15 protein-coding genes are annotated in these 13,527 nt (G+C 71.2%); 9 read left to right on the forward strand and 6 right to left on the reverse strand.

Annotated features, from left to right (window positions below):
* Nucleotides 1-5 precede the first annotated feature (5 nt).
* Both AB0B33_RS33915 and AB0B33_RS33920 read left to right on the forward strand, forming a co-directional pair.
* Entirely contained in the window at nucleotides 6-1,184 is a 1,179-nt protein-coding gene (locus AB0B33_RS33915) for a pyridoxal phosphate-dependent aminotransferase (protein WP_360779359.1), read from the forward strand.
* A 101-nt stretch (nucleotides 1,185-1,285) separates the two neighbouring features.
* Entirely contained in the window at nucleotides 1,286-1,474 is a 189-nt protein-coding gene (locus AB0B33_RS33920) for a hypothetical protein (protein ID WP_247016808.1), read from the forward strand.
* 4 nt (nucleotides 1,475-1,478) lie between these two features.
* Here the strand turns inward: AB0B33_RS33920 and AB0B33_RS33925 are convergent, their stop codons facing one another.
* The 3 genes from AB0B33_RS33925 to AB0B33_RS33935 all read right to left on the reverse strand — a co-directional run bounded on the left by AB0B33_RS33925 (nucleotide 1,479) and on the right by AB0B33_RS33935 (nucleotide 4,004).
* The gene (locus tag AB0B33_RS33925; protein ID WP_360779363.1) at nucleotides 1,479-2,294 is read right to left on the reverse strand and encodes an SAM-dependent methyltransferase; all 816 of its coding nucleotides are present in this window, start codon (nucleotides 2,292-2,294) and stop codon (nucleotides 1,479-1,481) included.
* Between the two features lie 92 nt (nucleotides 2,295-2,386).
* Nucleotides 2,387-2,965, reverse strand: coding sequence for an HAD family phosphatase (locus AB0B33_RS33930; RefSeq protein ID WP_360779366.1), 579 nt, complete (start codon nucleotides 2,963-2,965; stop codon nucleotides 2,387-2,389).
* 16 nt (nucleotides 2,966-2,981) lie between these two features.
* Nucleotides 2,982-4,004, reverse strand: coding sequence for a GntG family PLP-dependent aldolase (locus tag AB0B33_RS33935; protein ID WP_360779369.1), 1,023 nt, complete (start codon nucleotides 4,002-4,004; stop codon nucleotides 2,982-2,984).
* A 136-nt stretch (nucleotides 4,005-4,140) separates the two neighbouring features.
* Between AB0B33_RS33935 and AB0B33_RS33940 the strand changes: the two genes are divergently transcribed.
* From AB0B33_RS33940 to AB0B33_RS33950, 3 genes are read left to right on the forward strand one after another with little or no spacing between them, the layout of a single operon-like run.
* Nucleotides 4,141-4,650: a SigE family RNA polymerase sigma factor gene (locus AB0B33_RS33940; RefSeq protein WP_247016816.1), complete on the forward strand. Its 510-nt coding sequence runs from the start codon at nucleotides 4,141-4,143 to the stop codon at nucleotides 4,648-4,650.
* A complete protein-coding gene (locus tag AB0B33_RS33945; protein ID WP_247016818.1) occupies nucleotides 4,643-5,359 on the forward strand; it encodes a hypothetical protein in 717 nt (238 codons plus the stop codon). The genes AB0B33_RS33940 and AB0B33_RS33945 overlap by 8 nt, the downstream gene beginning before the upstream one ends.
* Before the next feature lie 34 nt (nucleotides 5,360-5,393).
* Complete coding sequence (locus AB0B33_RS33950; protein ID WP_247016820.1) at nucleotides 5,394-5,984, forward strand: TetR family transcriptional regulator; 591 nt, start codon at nucleotides 5,394-5,396, stop codon at nucleotides 5,982-5,984.
* A gap of 4 nt (nucleotides 5,985-5,988) precedes the next feature.
* On the opposite strand, the gene AB0B33_RS33955 is transcribed toward AB0B33_RS33950, so the two are convergent.
* On the reverse strand, nucleotides 5,989-6,687 hold the full coding sequence (locus AB0B33_RS33955; RefSeq protein WP_247016822.1) for a FadR/GntR family transcriptional regulator: 699 nt from the start codon (nucleotides 6,685-6,687) through the stop codon (nucleotides 5,989-5,991).
* Nucleotides 6,688-6,834: 147 nt separating this feature from the next.
* On the opposite strand from AB0B33_RS33955, the gene AB0B33_RS33960 reads away from it, so the two are divergent.
* From AB0B33_RS33960 to AB0B33_RS33975, 4 genes are read left to right on the forward strand one after another with little or no spacing between them, the layout of a single operon-like run.
* Complete coding sequence (locus AB0B33_RS33960; RefSeq protein WP_360779373.1) at nucleotides 6,835-8,133, forward strand: extracellular solute-binding protein; 1,299 nt, start codon at nucleotides 6,835-6,837, stop codon at nucleotides 8,131-8,133.
* A gap of 1 nt (nucleotide 8,134) precedes the next feature.
* Entirely contained in the window at nucleotides 8,135-9,052 is a 918-nt protein-coding gene (locus tag AB0B33_RS33965; protein ID WP_360779375.1) for a sugar ABC transporter permease, read from the forward strand.
* Nucleotides 9,049-9,867 (forward strand): carbohydrate ABC transporter permease, encoded by an 819-nt coding sequence (locus tag AB0B33_RS33970; RefSeq protein WP_360779378.1) that lies wholly within the window; start codon nucleotides 9,049-9,051, stop codon nucleotides 9,865-9,867. The genes AB0B33_RS33965 and AB0B33_RS33970 overlap by 4 nt, the downstream gene beginning before the upstream one ends.
* Complete coding sequence (locus AB0B33_RS33975) at nucleotides 9,864-11,915, forward strand: alpha-galactosidase (protein ID WP_360779381.1); 2,052 nt, start codon at nucleotides 9,864-9,866, stop codon at nucleotides 11,913-11,915. Before AB0B33_RS33970 ends, AB0B33_RS33975 begins: the two co-directional genes overlap by 4 nt.
* Here the strand turns inward: AB0B33_RS33975 and AB0B33_RS33980 are convergent.
* The gene (locus AB0B33_RS33980) at nucleotides 11,867-12,868 is read right to left on the reverse strand and encodes a beta-propeller fold lactonase family protein (RefSeq protein WP_360779384.1); all 1,002 of its coding nucleotides are present in this window, start codon (nucleotides 12,866-12,868) and stop codon (nucleotides 11,867-11,869) included. The genes AB0B33_RS33975 and AB0B33_RS33980 overlap by 49 nt on opposite strands.
* Nucleotides 12,861-13,478, reverse strand: a complete 618-nt coding sequence (locus tag AB0B33_RS33985) for a bifunctional 4-hydroxy-2-oxoglutarate aldolase/2-dehydro-3-deoxy-phosphogluconate aldolase (protein WP_360779387.1) — start codon at nucleotides 13,476-13,478, stop codon at nucleotides 12,861-12,863. The genes AB0B33_RS33980 and AB0B33_RS33985 overlap by 8 nt, the downstream gene beginning before the upstream one ends.
* Nucleotides 13,479-13,527: the final 49 nt, after the last annotated feature.

The following is a 13,527-nucleotide window of genomic DNA, read 5'->3' on the forward strand; positions in this document are numbered from 1 at the left end:
GCCGCATGGTCGACCTCGGAGCCTTCGCCGGTCCCGCGCTGCGGGCCGGTGTGCCGCCCTTCCACGTCATGGACGTCCTCTCCGCGGCCGGTGCGCGGCAGCGGAGTCACGGTGACCTCGTGTCGCTCGCGGCCGGGCAGCCGTCCGCGCCCGCGCCGAAGGCCGTCCTCGAGGCGGCCCGGGAGGCGCTGGCGAAGAGCACCCTCGGCTACACCGAACAGCTCGGCATCCCCGAGCTGCGCGAGGCCGTGGCCGGGCACTACCGGCAGCGGTACGACGTCGACGTCCAGGCGCACGACGTCGTCCTGACCACCGGGTCCTCCGGGGGCTTCCTGCTCGCCTTCCTCAGCGCGTTCGACCCCGGCGCCAAGGTCGCGATGGCGCGGCCCGGCTACCCGGCCTACCGCAACCTGCTCTCCGTCCTGGGCTGCGAGGTCGTCGAGTTCGCCACCACCGCGGAGACGAACTTCCAGCCCACCGTCGGCCTGCTCGACGAGCTCGGTCCGATCGACGGCCTGATCGTCGCCAGCCCGAGCAACCCGACCGGGACCGTGCTGCCGCCCGGGGAGCTCGCCGCCATCACCGGGTGGTGCGCGTCGCACGGCGTGCAGCTGATCAGCGACGAGATCTACCACGGCATCTCCTACGGCGCCGAGCTCGACTGCGCGTGGCAGTACGGGCGCGAGCCGATCGTGCTCGGCAGCTTCTCCAAGTACTTCGCGATGACCGGCTGGCGGCTCGGGTGGCTGCTCGCGCCGCAGCGCCTCCACCGCGCGATCGACGTCCTGACCGGCAACTTCACCATCTGCCCGCCCGCCGTCTCGCAGTACGCGGCGCTGGCCGCCTTCACGCCCGAGGCGTACGCGGAGGCCGACGCGCACGTCGAGCGGTACCGCGCCAACCGCGACCGGCTCTTCGCCGGCCTGCGGCGCATCGGCCTGACCGAGCTCGCGCCCGCGGACGGCGCCTTCTACGCGTACGCCGACGTCAGCGCTTACACCGGAGACAGCCTGAGCTGGTGCCAGCGGCTGCTCGCCGACACCGGCCTCGCGATCACCCCCGGCGTCGACTTCGACCCGGTCGACGGCGGCAAGTACGTGCGGTTCTCCTTCGCCGGCAGCGCCGAGGACATCGACGAAGGCGTCCGGCGGCTCGGCGCGTGGCTCGGCCAGGGGGAACCCTGATTTAACCCCGAACGTTGGGCGATGAGAGGGAGTTTCCCCGCCGGGGATGGCACATTGGAGTGACCGGGCCGGTGGGGCCACGGGGACACAGCGGAGGAACCATGTTCTGGAAGATCGTCGGCGCCCTGATCGTCGCCTGGGTGGCGTTCATGGTGCTGGGTGCCGTGATCGGGTTCGTGTTCAAGGCCGTCCTGTGGATCGCCATCATCGGCGGCATCGCCTTCCTCGGCGCGGCCGGCTACAAGGCGATCACCGGCAACAAGGACAGCAAGCGCATCAACCGCTACTGAGAACTCAGGGGATCCGCGCCACGCCGCCCAGCGCCGTCCGGTTGACCGGCGTCAGCGGCGCCAGGCGCGGCCCGTCCGGCCACCACAGGTGTGGCTCGGTCAGGCCGGGTTCGAGCAGCTCGAGCCCGTCGAAGAAGGACGCGATCTCGGCACGCGAGCGGTAACGCGTGTCGAGCCCCTCGCGGGCGAGCCGGTCCTGCAGCGAGGCCGCGACGACGGCCGCTTCGGTGGCGTCGAGCGGGTTGTGGCGGTGCAGCAGGAGCAGGTACGAGCCCGGGGCGAGCGCGCCGGCGTAGGACTTGACCACCTGCTGCGCCTGCTGGAGGTCGGCGATGTGGTCGACGACCCCGCACAGCACGAGCCCGGCCGGCCGGTCGAGGTCGATGAACCGGGCCACCCCGGCGAGTGTCTCGCCGGGGTTCAGCGGGTCGGTGCCGCAGATGTGCGTGAAGTCGTTGTCGACGAGCAACGCCCGTCCGTGCGCCTCCACCACCGGGTCGTCGTCGACGTAGACGACGTGCGCTTCCGGGTCGTACTTCTGCGCCACCTGGTGGGTGTTCTCCACCGTCGGGAAGCCCGAGCCCAGGTCGACGAACTGGTCGACGCCGAGCCGCTCGGTCAGGTACCGGACGGCGCGGACCAGCCACTGCCGCGTCTCGCGCGCCATCGCCGGGGCGGCCGGCGCGATGTCCAGGAGCTCACGCAGGAGGACTCGGTCGGCCTCGTAGTGGTTCTGCCCGCCGAGCAACGCGTCCCGGACACGAGCGAGGCTCGGCCGGTCGAAGTCGACGCGGGCCGAGGGTCGTTCGCTCGTCGCCATGGGTACCTACCGGGGAAGTCGGCGGTGGACGCGCCCAGCCTAGGACACGGGGATCACGGCGGGTAGGCGGCCGTGCGGGGTGGGTGAGTCCGTCAGTCCAGCCAGGCCTTGGCCGCGTCGGCGCCGTTCCACAGCTGGGCCTTCAGCCCGGCTTCCCGCGCGCCGTCCACATTGGACTGGCGGTCGTCGAAGAACAGGCAGTCCGCCGGCTCCGCGCCGAGTTCGTCGAGCAGCAGCCGGAAGATCTTCGCGTCCGGTTTGACGCACCGGACGTCGCCCGAGAACAGCGTCACGCGGAAGTGCCGGATCCAGTCCTGCGCGCGGGCCCATTCGCCGAACACCGAAGGCGCGTTCGAGAGCAGCGCCAGCGCCGCGCCGGCTTCGGAAAGCGCCTCGAGCAGGGCTTCCGACGACGGCTCGAGGTAGCCCCAGCCGTCGATGTCGATGCGGGTCAGCTCGGCCGACAGCGCTTCGTCGACCGGCACGCCGAGTGCCTCGCCGACGGACTGCCAGTACTCCAGCGGGGTGCTGCCGGCGTCGTACGGGAGCCGCAGGTCCCAGTACGCCTTTTCGAACTCCGGCAGCGGGGCGCCCAGCGCGGCGGCCAGGTCGGGGCGGGCGGCGCTCGGCTTGCTCAGCACGTCGCCGTAGTCGAACACGATCCAGTTCACGGGGTCCCCCAGTGCGTCAAGCGCCGGTCTTGATCCGGCGCAGGGCTTCTTCGACGTCGGTCGCGCTGAGGTCCCGGTGCGTGACGAACCGGACCTTGCCCGCCATCGGCACGGCGCGGATCCCGAGCGAGTCGAGCCAGTTCAGCGCGGTCGGGATGTCAGGCACCTCGGCCAGCACGATGTTGGTGTCCGGCGTGTTCGTCGGCCAGCCGTGCTCGCGCAGGCCGTCGGCGAGGCGCGCGGCGTTTTCGTGCGAGTCGGCCAGGTCCGGGACGCGGCCCAGCGCGACCAGGCAGGCCGCGGCCAGGATGCCGCCCTGCCGGACGCCGCCGCCGAGCATCTGGCGCATCCGGCGGGCGCGTTCCACGAACGCCGTGCTGCCGGCGACGACCGAGCCGACCGGCGCGCCGAGGCCTTTGCTGAAGCAGGCCGACACGGTGTCGACGCCGACGGTCAGCGCGGCGGGCGGCACCTCCAGCGCGACCGCGGCCTGCCAGAGCCGGGCGCCGTCGAGGTGCACGGCCAGGCCGGCTTCCTTCGCGACGGACAGCAGCTGCGCGTGCTCGTCCGGCGGGGTCACGGCGCCACCGGCCGCGTTGTGGGTGTTCTCGAGGCAGAGCAGCGACGTCCGTAATGTGAAGTACGGCCCGGGTTGTCCGATCGCGGCCGCGAGGGCGTCAGGCGAAGGGCGGCCCGGGCCGCCGTCGTGCTCCAGGATGTCCGGCATGCCGCCGGCCAGCCAGGCGGCCGAGCCCAGCTCGTTGGACAGCACGTGCGCGCCCCGGGTGGCCAGGAACCGGTCGCCGCGCTGCAGGTGCAGGCTCAGCGCGATCAGGTTGGCCATCGTCCCGCTCGGCACCCAGAGCGCGGCCGCCATGCCCAGGACGTGCGCGGCCCGTTCTTCCAGGGCGGCGACCGTCGGGTCGTGCTCGAGGACGTTGTCGCCGACCTCGGCCGACGCCATCGCCGCGCGCATCGTTTCATCCGGACGGGTGACGGTGTCGGAGCGGAAGTCCAGCGGCGGCAGGGTGAAGGTCACGGAGCGATCACATCACACCCACCTCGCGGGGATCAATCAACCCTCGGGTGGTCGAACCCCCTCGGTCCGTGCAACCGTGGACGCCCCTGATTCCGTCCTCATGGGCGAACGACAACAGAGCGGAGCACGACTGCGCGTGGACCAGCGCGACGAGGAGGAGTTCGCGGAGTACTTCGCCGCCAGGCGGGACGCCGTGCGCCGGACCGCGTACATGCTCTGCGGCGACTGGCACCGGGCGGACGACCTCGCGCAGACGGCGTTCGTCGCACTGCACCGGAGGTGGACGAAGATCAGGGATCGCGCGGCGACCGACGCGTACGTCCGCAAGACGCTCGTGCGGGCGTCGATCGACGAATCGCGGCGTCCGTGGCGGCGCGAGTGGCAGACCGAGACGCTGCCGGAACCGGCCGACGACTCGCCGGGCCTCGACGACCTCGTCGCGACCAGGGAAGACCTGCTCGCGGCGCTGAAGGAGGTGCCGCCCAAGCAGCGGGCGGTGCTGGTCATGCGGTACTTCGAAGGGCTCGACGTCACCAGCGCGGCGAAGGCGCTGGGCTGCAGCGAAGGCAACGTGAAGAGCCAGACCGCACGCGGGCTGGCGAACCTCAAGCAGGTGCTGGAACGGGAGGTGGAGACCAATGGATGAGCAGGAGCTGCGCTCGTTGTTCTCCGCCGCGCCGCCGGAAGCACCCGCGGCCACGTTCTCCCAGGACGACGTCGTCCGCGAATCCCGCCGCCAGACCGTGCGCCGCCGCAACCGGATCACGACCGGGGTGAGCGCCGCGGCACTGGTCGTCGTCGGGTTCGGTGCGTACGGAGTGCTCTCCGGGGGTACTTCGAAGGAGATGACCGCGGCGAACGGCAACGCCGTGTCGGCGCAATCGGATGCCGGCTCCGCGCAACCCGGCGACGGCTCGATGCGTCCTCAAGTCGGTGGGGAGTCACCGAACTTCCCGGCCCAGCCGCCCCAGCAGGGGGGTGACGGGGACGGGAAGACCGGCCATCTGGCCGAAGGCGCCTCCGGGTGCGAACTGGTGGACGGGGAGCTCGCCATCGCCCTCGCTGGCGAGCTCCCCGTCCCCGTCGCCACTTCCCAGGCGTCCCCGGGCGGCGCCTGTTCGACGGCGGCGCGCTCCGCCGGGTTCCCGGTGCCGGGCGGCGAGGTGGCCGCGGCGGTGTACCCCAAGGGTCTCCCGGTGGTCTTCAAGTCCCAGCCCGCCGGCACGGTCACGGCGCAGGTCCCGACGGCGTCCGGTGGACAGCTCCTGCTGGTCAGCGTGCCTTCGGCCGGCGGAACAGCGCCGTACGCGGGCCAAGTGGACCAGTTCGCGCGCGCACTCGCGCCCCGCTTCTGAACCCGGGTTCGCCCGGTTGGCAGAATGACCGGCCATGACCGGAGCGACCACCCCGAAGGGGGAGCGACGCCGCGCCGCGCTCGTCGAGGCCGCCGCGAAGCTGCTCGTCGAGGGCGGGTTCGACGCCGTCCGGCACCGGGCGGTCGCCGAGCGGGCCGGCCTGCCGCTCGCGTCGACGACGTACTACTTCGACTCGCTCGAGGAGCTGGTCACGGCGGCCGTCGAGCACCACTCGAACGCGGAGCTGGCGGCCGGCCGGCAGCGGCTGGAGGAGCTGGCGACCCGCAACCGCGGCGTGCAGGCGACGGTCGAGCTGGTGCTGGAGATGCTGCTGGGCCCGGAGAGCGGCGACCCGGAGGCGGACGCCGAAGCGGTGCTCCTGCGGTACGAGCGGCTGGTCGCGACCGGCCGCCGCCCGTACCTGCGGCCGCTGATGCGGACGCTGTCGGCCCAGCTCACCGAGCTGCTGACGGAGATCTTCGCCCGCTCGGGCACGCCGGTCTCCGACGCCGAACTCGAGCGGCTGATCGCCCTGGTCGACGGCGCGGTCGTGAACGCCCTGATCGAAATCGACCCCGAACCCCGCGCGGCCGCGGCCCGCATGCTCCAAAACGCACTCGCCTGAACACTCACGACTTGCGCTGTGCCTTCTCCAGGTCGTCGCGGGACTTGGTGACCAGTGCCAGCATCGCCTGCTCCGCCGCGGCCGGGTCGCCGGAGACGATCGCGTCCAACACCTTCCGGTGGCTCGGTACCGGGTCCTCCGCCGACGACGCGCCGTGCACCAGCTTGTCGCGCTCGGCCAGCCCGATCGCGATCACCCGCTCCATCCGCATCAGGAAGTTGTTGTGGGTGGCGGCCATCAGCCGCCGGTGAAAGGCGAGGTCGGCCTGGACGCTCGCCTCCGGGTCGGTGGCCGCGGCCATGTCGGCCAGCGCTTCCCGCAGTCCCTCGACGTCTTCCTCCGACGCGCGCCCGGCGGCGATCCGGGCCGCAGCCGGCTCCACGACCGCGCGGACCTCGGTGAGCTCGTCGAGCAGGCCCGGGTCGTCGGCGGCCGCGGTCTGCCAGCGCATGACGTCGGCGTCGAGCATGTTCCACTTCTCGCGCGGCTGGACGAACGTGCCGCGCTTCTGCCGGGCGTCGATCATGCCCTTCGCGGCCAGCACTTTGAGCGCTTCGCGCAGCGCGGTCAGGCTGATGTCGAGCTCTTCGCGCAGGCCGGGCAGGTCGAGGACGGTGCCCTCGCCCCACTCGTCGGCGAGGATCCGGCTGGCCAGTGCCTCCACGGTCTGGCCGTGCAACCCGCGTGGCCGGTGTTCGGTCAATGGAGGGCCCTCTCAGCTGGCGGACTGGCGGAAGGTCATCCTACGCTGCCGCCGAAGTCGTCATAAATTATGAATACATCTTGACAGCGACGGCGCCCGGTTGCACTCTTTGGCAGCAGTCACGCGCCAAGACAAAGGGGTCACGACATGACGAGTGCCGGCCTGTCCCGCCGTCGTTTCCTGCGCAACGCGAGCCTCGCCGGGCTGGGGGCCGTCGGCTCGGGCAGCTTCCTCGCCGCCTGCGCCACTTCCGCCTCCAGCGGCCCGGTCAAGCAGGCCGCCGGCGCGGTCACCGTCCAGTCGAACCTGTCCTCGCCCGAGGCGAAGAAGGCGATCGAGGCGCTGGCCAAGGCGTTCGGCGACAAGGGCGGCGCCACGGCGACCGTGAACACGGTGGCGTCGGAAACCTTCCGCACCCAGCTACCCAGCTACCTCACCGCGGCCACCCCGCCCGACACGTTCACGTGGTACCCGGGCTCGCTGCTGTCCGGCTACGCGCGCAAGGGCCTGCTCCTCGACGTCGGCGACGTCTGGCAGACCATGGGCGACTACACCGCGGCCTTCCGCGCGCTCTCCGGCGACGGCGCCGGCCACCAGGTCTTCATCCCGACGTCCTACTACTGGTGGGGCTTCTTCTACCGGAAGTCGAACTTCGCGAAGTGGGGTGTGCGGCCGCCGACGACCTGGACCGAGTTCCTCGCGCTGTGCGAAACCTTGAAGGGCAAGGGAATCGCGCCGATCGGCCTCGGCGCCGGTGGCACCACGCCGTGGACCGCGTCGGCGTGGTTCGACTACCTGAACATCCGGATCAACGGCGCACCCTTCCACCGCGAGCTGCTGGCGGGCAAGCAGCGCTTCGACGACCCGCGCGTCAAGAAGATCTTCGACCCGTGGCGCCAGGCCCTGCCGTACTTCGACCCGAACGGCACCGCGATCGCGTTCCAGGACGCCACCACCGTGCTGCTGCAGGGCCGCACCGGCATGGTGCTGACCGGCACGTTCTTCGCCGACGCCGCCCCGAAGGACGCGCTCGACGACCTCGACTTCTTCCAGTTCCCGATCCTCGACCCCGCCGTGCCGGTCGCCGAAGAAGGCCCGACCGACGGCTTCTTCGCCAGCGCGCGCACGCCGCACGTCGCCGAGGTCAAGGAGTGGTTCTCCTACGTCGCCACGGCCGAGGCGCAGGAGCTCTACATCAAGAACTCCTCCGGCACGGTGCTGCCGACCAACCCGTCGGCCAAGGACACCGGGACACCGTTGGTCCAAAAGGGACGGAAGATGCTCGCCGACGCCAAGGAGATCACGCAGTTCTTCAACCGCGACTCCTCCGACGCGCTGCAGCCGACCGCCGACGCCGCGCTGATCCGGTTCATCCAGAAGCCGAACGAGCTCGACTCGATCCTGGCCGACTGGCAGACCGCCGCGCAGAAGGTCTGGCGGTCCTGACATGGCGGTGCTGACCGCCGAACGGCCGAAGACCGCGGCGCGGGCGCCGAAACGCCGTCGCCGCGTCTCGCCCGCGCTGCTGGCGTTCGTCCTGGTACCCCTCCTGGTCGAGGGGTTCTGGGTGTTCTGGCCCGCGCTGCAGGGGTTTTACCTGGCCCTGACGGACTGGGACGGCGTCTCGGCGCCGTCGTTCGTGGGTTTGCGGAACTTCGCCGAGATGTTCTCCGACGACATCTTCAAGACCGCCGCGCTGGACACGGTGATCTGGCTGGTGCTCTTCGGTGGCCTCTCGGCGGCCGGCGGTCTCGCGCTGGCGACGTTGCTCCAGCGCGAGCGGCGCGGCGTCGGGTTCTACCGGGCCGCGCTGTTCACGCCGGTGGTGTTCTCGCTGGTCGCGACGTCGCTGATCTGGCAGGTGGTCTACCAGCCGGACGGCGTCTTCAACAACGTGCTCGGCGCCATCGGGCTGGAGAGCTGGCAGCACTCGTGGCTGGCCGACCCGGAGACCGCGCTGTACGCGGTGCTCGTCCCGGCGCTGTGGCGGCAGCTCGGGTACGTGATGGTGCTGTACCTGGCCGGCCTCAAGGGCATCGACCCGGTGTTGTACGAAGCGGCCGAATTGGACGGTGCCACCGCGTGGCAGCAGTTCCGCACCGTGACGTGGCCGCAGCTGCGCAGCGTCAACTCCGTGGTCCTGTCGGTGATCATCATCGACTCGCTGCGCTCCTTCGACGTCGTCTGGTCGATGACGAAGGGCGGCCCGTACCACTCGTCCGAGCTGCTCAGCACGTACATGTACGCGACGGCGTTCCAGTCGCTGCGGCTCGGCTACGCGTCCGCGCTGGCCGTGGTGATCTTCGTGCTGGCGTTCGGCGTGATCGTGACCTACCTCGTGCGGGCCTTCCGGGAGGACTCGTGAAGACGCGGACCTTCGGCTTCCACCTGCTCGCCGGTGGCCTCTCGGTGCTGTGGCTGCTGCCGATCCTGCTCGTGCTGACCACGAGCGTCCGGTCCTTTTCGGACATCGCGGCGAACGGCCTCGGCGCGCTCCCGTCGTCGTTCTCACTCGACGGCTTCGGCCAGGCGTGGGGTGAGGGCGGCGGCGGGCACGCGATGCTGAACAGCCTGCTGGTGACCGTCCCGACGGTGCTGCTCGCGCTGCTGCTGAGCTCGGCGGCGGCGTTCGCGCTGAGCCGGTACGCGATCCCGTTCCGCCGCACGCTGATCCTGGTGATGCTGTCCGGCAACCTGCTGCCGCCGCAGATCCTGCTGGTGCCGGTGGCGAAGCTGGCCGAGCTGCTCGGCATCTACGACACGCTGACCGCGCTGATCGTCGTGCAGGTCGGCTTCGGGCTGGGCTTCTACACGTTCGTGCTGCAGGGGTTCATGCGGTCCATCCCGGACGAGGTCCAGCAGGCCGCGCTGATCGACGGCGCCGGCGTCGTCCAGATCTTCTGGCGGATCATCCTGCCGATGACCCGCCCGGCGCTGGCCGCGCTCGGCGCGCTGGCGTTCACCTGGACGTTCAACGACCTGCTGTGGTCGATCACCGTGCTGCGCACCGGGACCGTGATGCCGGTGACGCCGGCGCTGCTCGGCCTGCAGGGGCAGTACGTGTCCGACTGGAACGTGATCGCGGCGGGTTCGGTCATCGCGGCCGTCCCGACCGTGGCCGTGTTCCTGCGGTTCCAGAAGCACTTCATTTCGGGGCTGGCGATCGGGGCGATCAAGTGACGTGGACGGTTCGGCTCGCGACCACCTCGTACACCGTGGCGCTGGATCCGTCCCGGCGCTGGGCGGAACTCGTCGCGTGGGGACCTTCGGGTGTCGAGGACGGGCCGTCGGTGTTCGCCAACCGCGGCGAGGTGCACTTCATCACCGAGGCCGACGCGGCGCCGGTGGAGTACGCCCCGCTGGGCCTGCGCCCGTTCTCCGGTGCGGACGTCTCGGTGCGCGGCGGTTCCTGGTGGCGGTTCGATTCGGCGTCTTCGGGCGCTGACCTGCGACTGACCTTTGTGGACGAAGTAGCCGGGTTGCGCGCGGCGCTGTGCTACCACCCGGTCCCCGAGACCGACGTCCTGACGCGCTGGGTCGAATTCGAGAACACGGGATCGTCTACTTTGGAGTTCGACCGGCTCGGCTCGGCGGGCGTCTGCGTGCCGACGGTGTCCGGCGCCCGGCTCACGTACTTGACCGGGCAGTGGTCGCAGGAGTTCACCCGCCGCTCGCTGGACCTGCCCGCGGGCGGCTTCCGTATGGAAAGCCGCTTCGGCGTCCCGGGTCACGCGCACGTGCCGTGGCTGGCGGTGCAGGACGTGTCCGGCGGGCCCGCTTTCGGCGTCTCGCTGGAGTGGCCGGGTTCGTGGTCCATCGAGGCGGACGTCGAGCCGTCGGGCCTGACCCGCGTCCGGGCCGGGCGGCTGCCTTCGCCGGGCCCTGTTCTCTTGGCGCCGGGTGCCACCCTGGTAACCCCGCGCGTCGCTCTGGCGTCCAGTGTGGATGGACTGGCGGGACTGGCGTCGGTGTGGCACGAACACGACCGCGTCCTGGCGGGTCCGCGGTGGCAGCGGCCGCGTCCGGTGTTGTACAACTCGTGGGAGGCGACCGGCTTCGACGTCCGTGCCGCGCACCAGCTGGAGCTGGCGAAGCGGGCGGCGGACCTGGGTGTCGAGCTGTTCGTGGTGGACGACGGCTGGTTCGTGGGCCGCGACGACGACACGGGCGGTCTGGGCGACTGGACGCCGGCGGAGCCGACGTTCGGCGAGTTCGTCGACTCGGTCCGGGAGCTGGGCCTGGAGTTCGGGCTGTGGGTCGAGCCGGAGGCGGTCAGCCCGAAGTCGCAGCTGTACGCGTCGCACCCGGACTGGGTGTACCGGATCGACGGCCGCCCGCTGACGTTGATCCGGAACCAGCTGCTGCTGGACCTGGGCCTGCCGCCGGTGGTGGAGTTCATCAAGTCCACTCTGGACTCCTTGCTGACGACGTACCCGATCTCGTACCTGAAGTGGGACATGAACCGCCCCCCGACCGAACGAGGCCGCCCGGGTGCCCCGGCGGCGGACCTGGACGCCGAGCACGTGGCCGGGTACCTGTCGGTGCTGGACCACCTGCGCGTGTTCCACCCGCACGTGACGGTGGAGGCGTGCGCGGGCGGCGGCGGCCGGACCGACCTGGCGACGGTGGCCCGCGCGGACGTGGTCTGGCCGAGCGACAACACCGGGCCGTTGGACCGCCTCGCGATCCAGGACGGCTTCCTGCTGATGCACGCACCGCACCTGATGAGTTCCTGGGTGACGGATTCCCCGGGCGTGTTCGACCCGCGCCCGCGTTCGTTGCGCTTCCGCTTCGTGACGGCGATGGCGGGCGTGCTGGGAATCGGCGCGGACCTTTCGCGGTGGACGCCTGCCCGGCACGCGGAAGCGGCCTCACTGGTGGCGCTGTACAAGTCGGTCCGCGACGTCATCCACCAAGGCGTCGCCCGGGTCCGGGAGGGCGCGATCCAGTACACCGCCGAAGACGGCGACACCGTGGTGGTGCTGGCGTGGAACACCGGCGAGCTGACGGGCGCACCGCTGGTACCGGGCCGCTCGTCGCGAGTGCGCCTCGACGTGCACCCGGATTCGTCCTACGTGGACGGGGAAGGGGCCCGGTACTCGGGTGCGCACCTGAAGTACGCGGGCCTCCCGTTCGACTGGACGGCGGACCACGACGCCGACGTCGTGGTCCTGCGGCGTCAGGGCAGGGAAACCGGCAGCACGAACGTCGGCGACCCCGTCGGGTAGTACCGCAGTTCCGACTCCCCGGACGCGGTCAGCGTGAACGCCGTGATCGCGTCCTCCGACTGCGCCGCCACGTAACAGGTCCCGTCCACCAAAGCGAAGTGCCGCGGGTTCGCGCCGCACGGCTGGTCCGCCACCGCGGCTGCCTCGTCGAGGGCGAACTCCGTCACGCAGTCCGGGCCGCGGTTCGACAGGTACAAGCGCGTTCCGGTCAGCTCCACGTGCGCCACCAGGTTCGGCACCGACGGCGGGGTCACCGTGGACGCCGTCGAAGCGACCACCGAAAACGCGCCCGGGGACGTCTCCCGGACCGTCACGAGCGTTCCGGCCAGCTCCCCGACGACGTACGCGAGGTCCGTCCCCGGCCGGCGGACCAGCTGGCGCGGGCCCGTGCCCGGCGGCAGCGAAGACACCGCCAACGGCTCCAAGCCGCCTGACGGCGTGAGTGTGTAGCTGCGGATTTCGTCCGTTCCCAGGTCGACCGCGCTCACGATGCCCGGGCCGGGGACCGCCATGTGGACGTGTGCCGCCTCCTGGCGGTCGGTGTGCGGTCCGCTGCCGGAGTGCTGCGCCAGCGCGGTCCGGGATTCCAGCGCACCGGACGAAGACAGCGAGAACACCGCGAGGCTGCCGCCGGTGTAGTTGGCGCACAGCAGGAACCGGCCGTCCGGGGTCACCGCCAGGTGGCACGGGTGTGCGCCGCCCGTCTCCAGGGTGCCCAGCACGGACAACGAGCCGGAAGCGTCGAAGGACAACGCCGTCACGGACCCGGTCGCGGTCTCGTTCACCGCGTACAGCACCGGCAGCGACGGGTGCCGCACCAGCCACGAAGGACACTCCAGTGGCAGCGAAGCCACTTCCGTCAGCGAACCGGAGGCGGACCGGGAGAACGTCGTGATCCCCGTGCCGTTCCCCGCTTCCCCGGTGTAGCACCCGACGAAGACCAGTTCAGCCATGCGCGCTCCTCAACAGCGTCTCGACCCGGACGGCGATCTCCGCCGCGGTGCCGCGGGTCAGCGCCGAACCGACCCCGCACGCCACCGCACCCGCCGAGAGCCAGCCTGGCACGTCTTCCGGCGCGATGCCGCCGGTGGGTACCAGCGGCGCCTGCGGCAGCGCGGCCCGCACGTCGGCGATCCACGACGGCGTCAGCGCGGAAGCCGGGAACACCTTCACCGCGTCGGCGCCTTCCTCCAGCGCGCGCACGATTTCGGTCACCGAACCGGCGCCGGGGAAGGCCGCCGCGCCGTACCGGTGAGCGGTGCGGATCACCGCCGCGTCCACCGAGGGCGACACCAGGAACCGCGCCCCCGCGCGGATCGCGAGCACCGCCGAAGCCTCGTCGAGGACGGTGCCGGCGCCGATCGTCGCGTCCGGGTAGGCCGCCGAGAGACCCGAGATCGCGTCCAGCGCGCCCGGGTTGGTGAGCGGCAGTTCGACCGACCGCAGCCCGGCCTCCAGCACCGCGCGGGCCGCGGCGACCGCCGACTCCGCGTCACGCGTGCGCACGATCCCGACGACGCCCTGGCGCAGTGCGTTCGCGGTGATCTCCCATCGATAGCTCATCACCCGAGCCTACCCCGTGAAATCTTAATTTAGGATTTATTCTTGACGT

It is taken from the genome of Amycolatopsis sp. NPDC049159, assembly GCF_040648295.1.
Taxonomy (GTDB): domain Bacteria; phylum Actinomycetota; class Actinomycetes; order Mycobacteriales; family Pseudonocardiaceae; genus Amycolatopsis; species Amycolatopsis pretoriensis_A.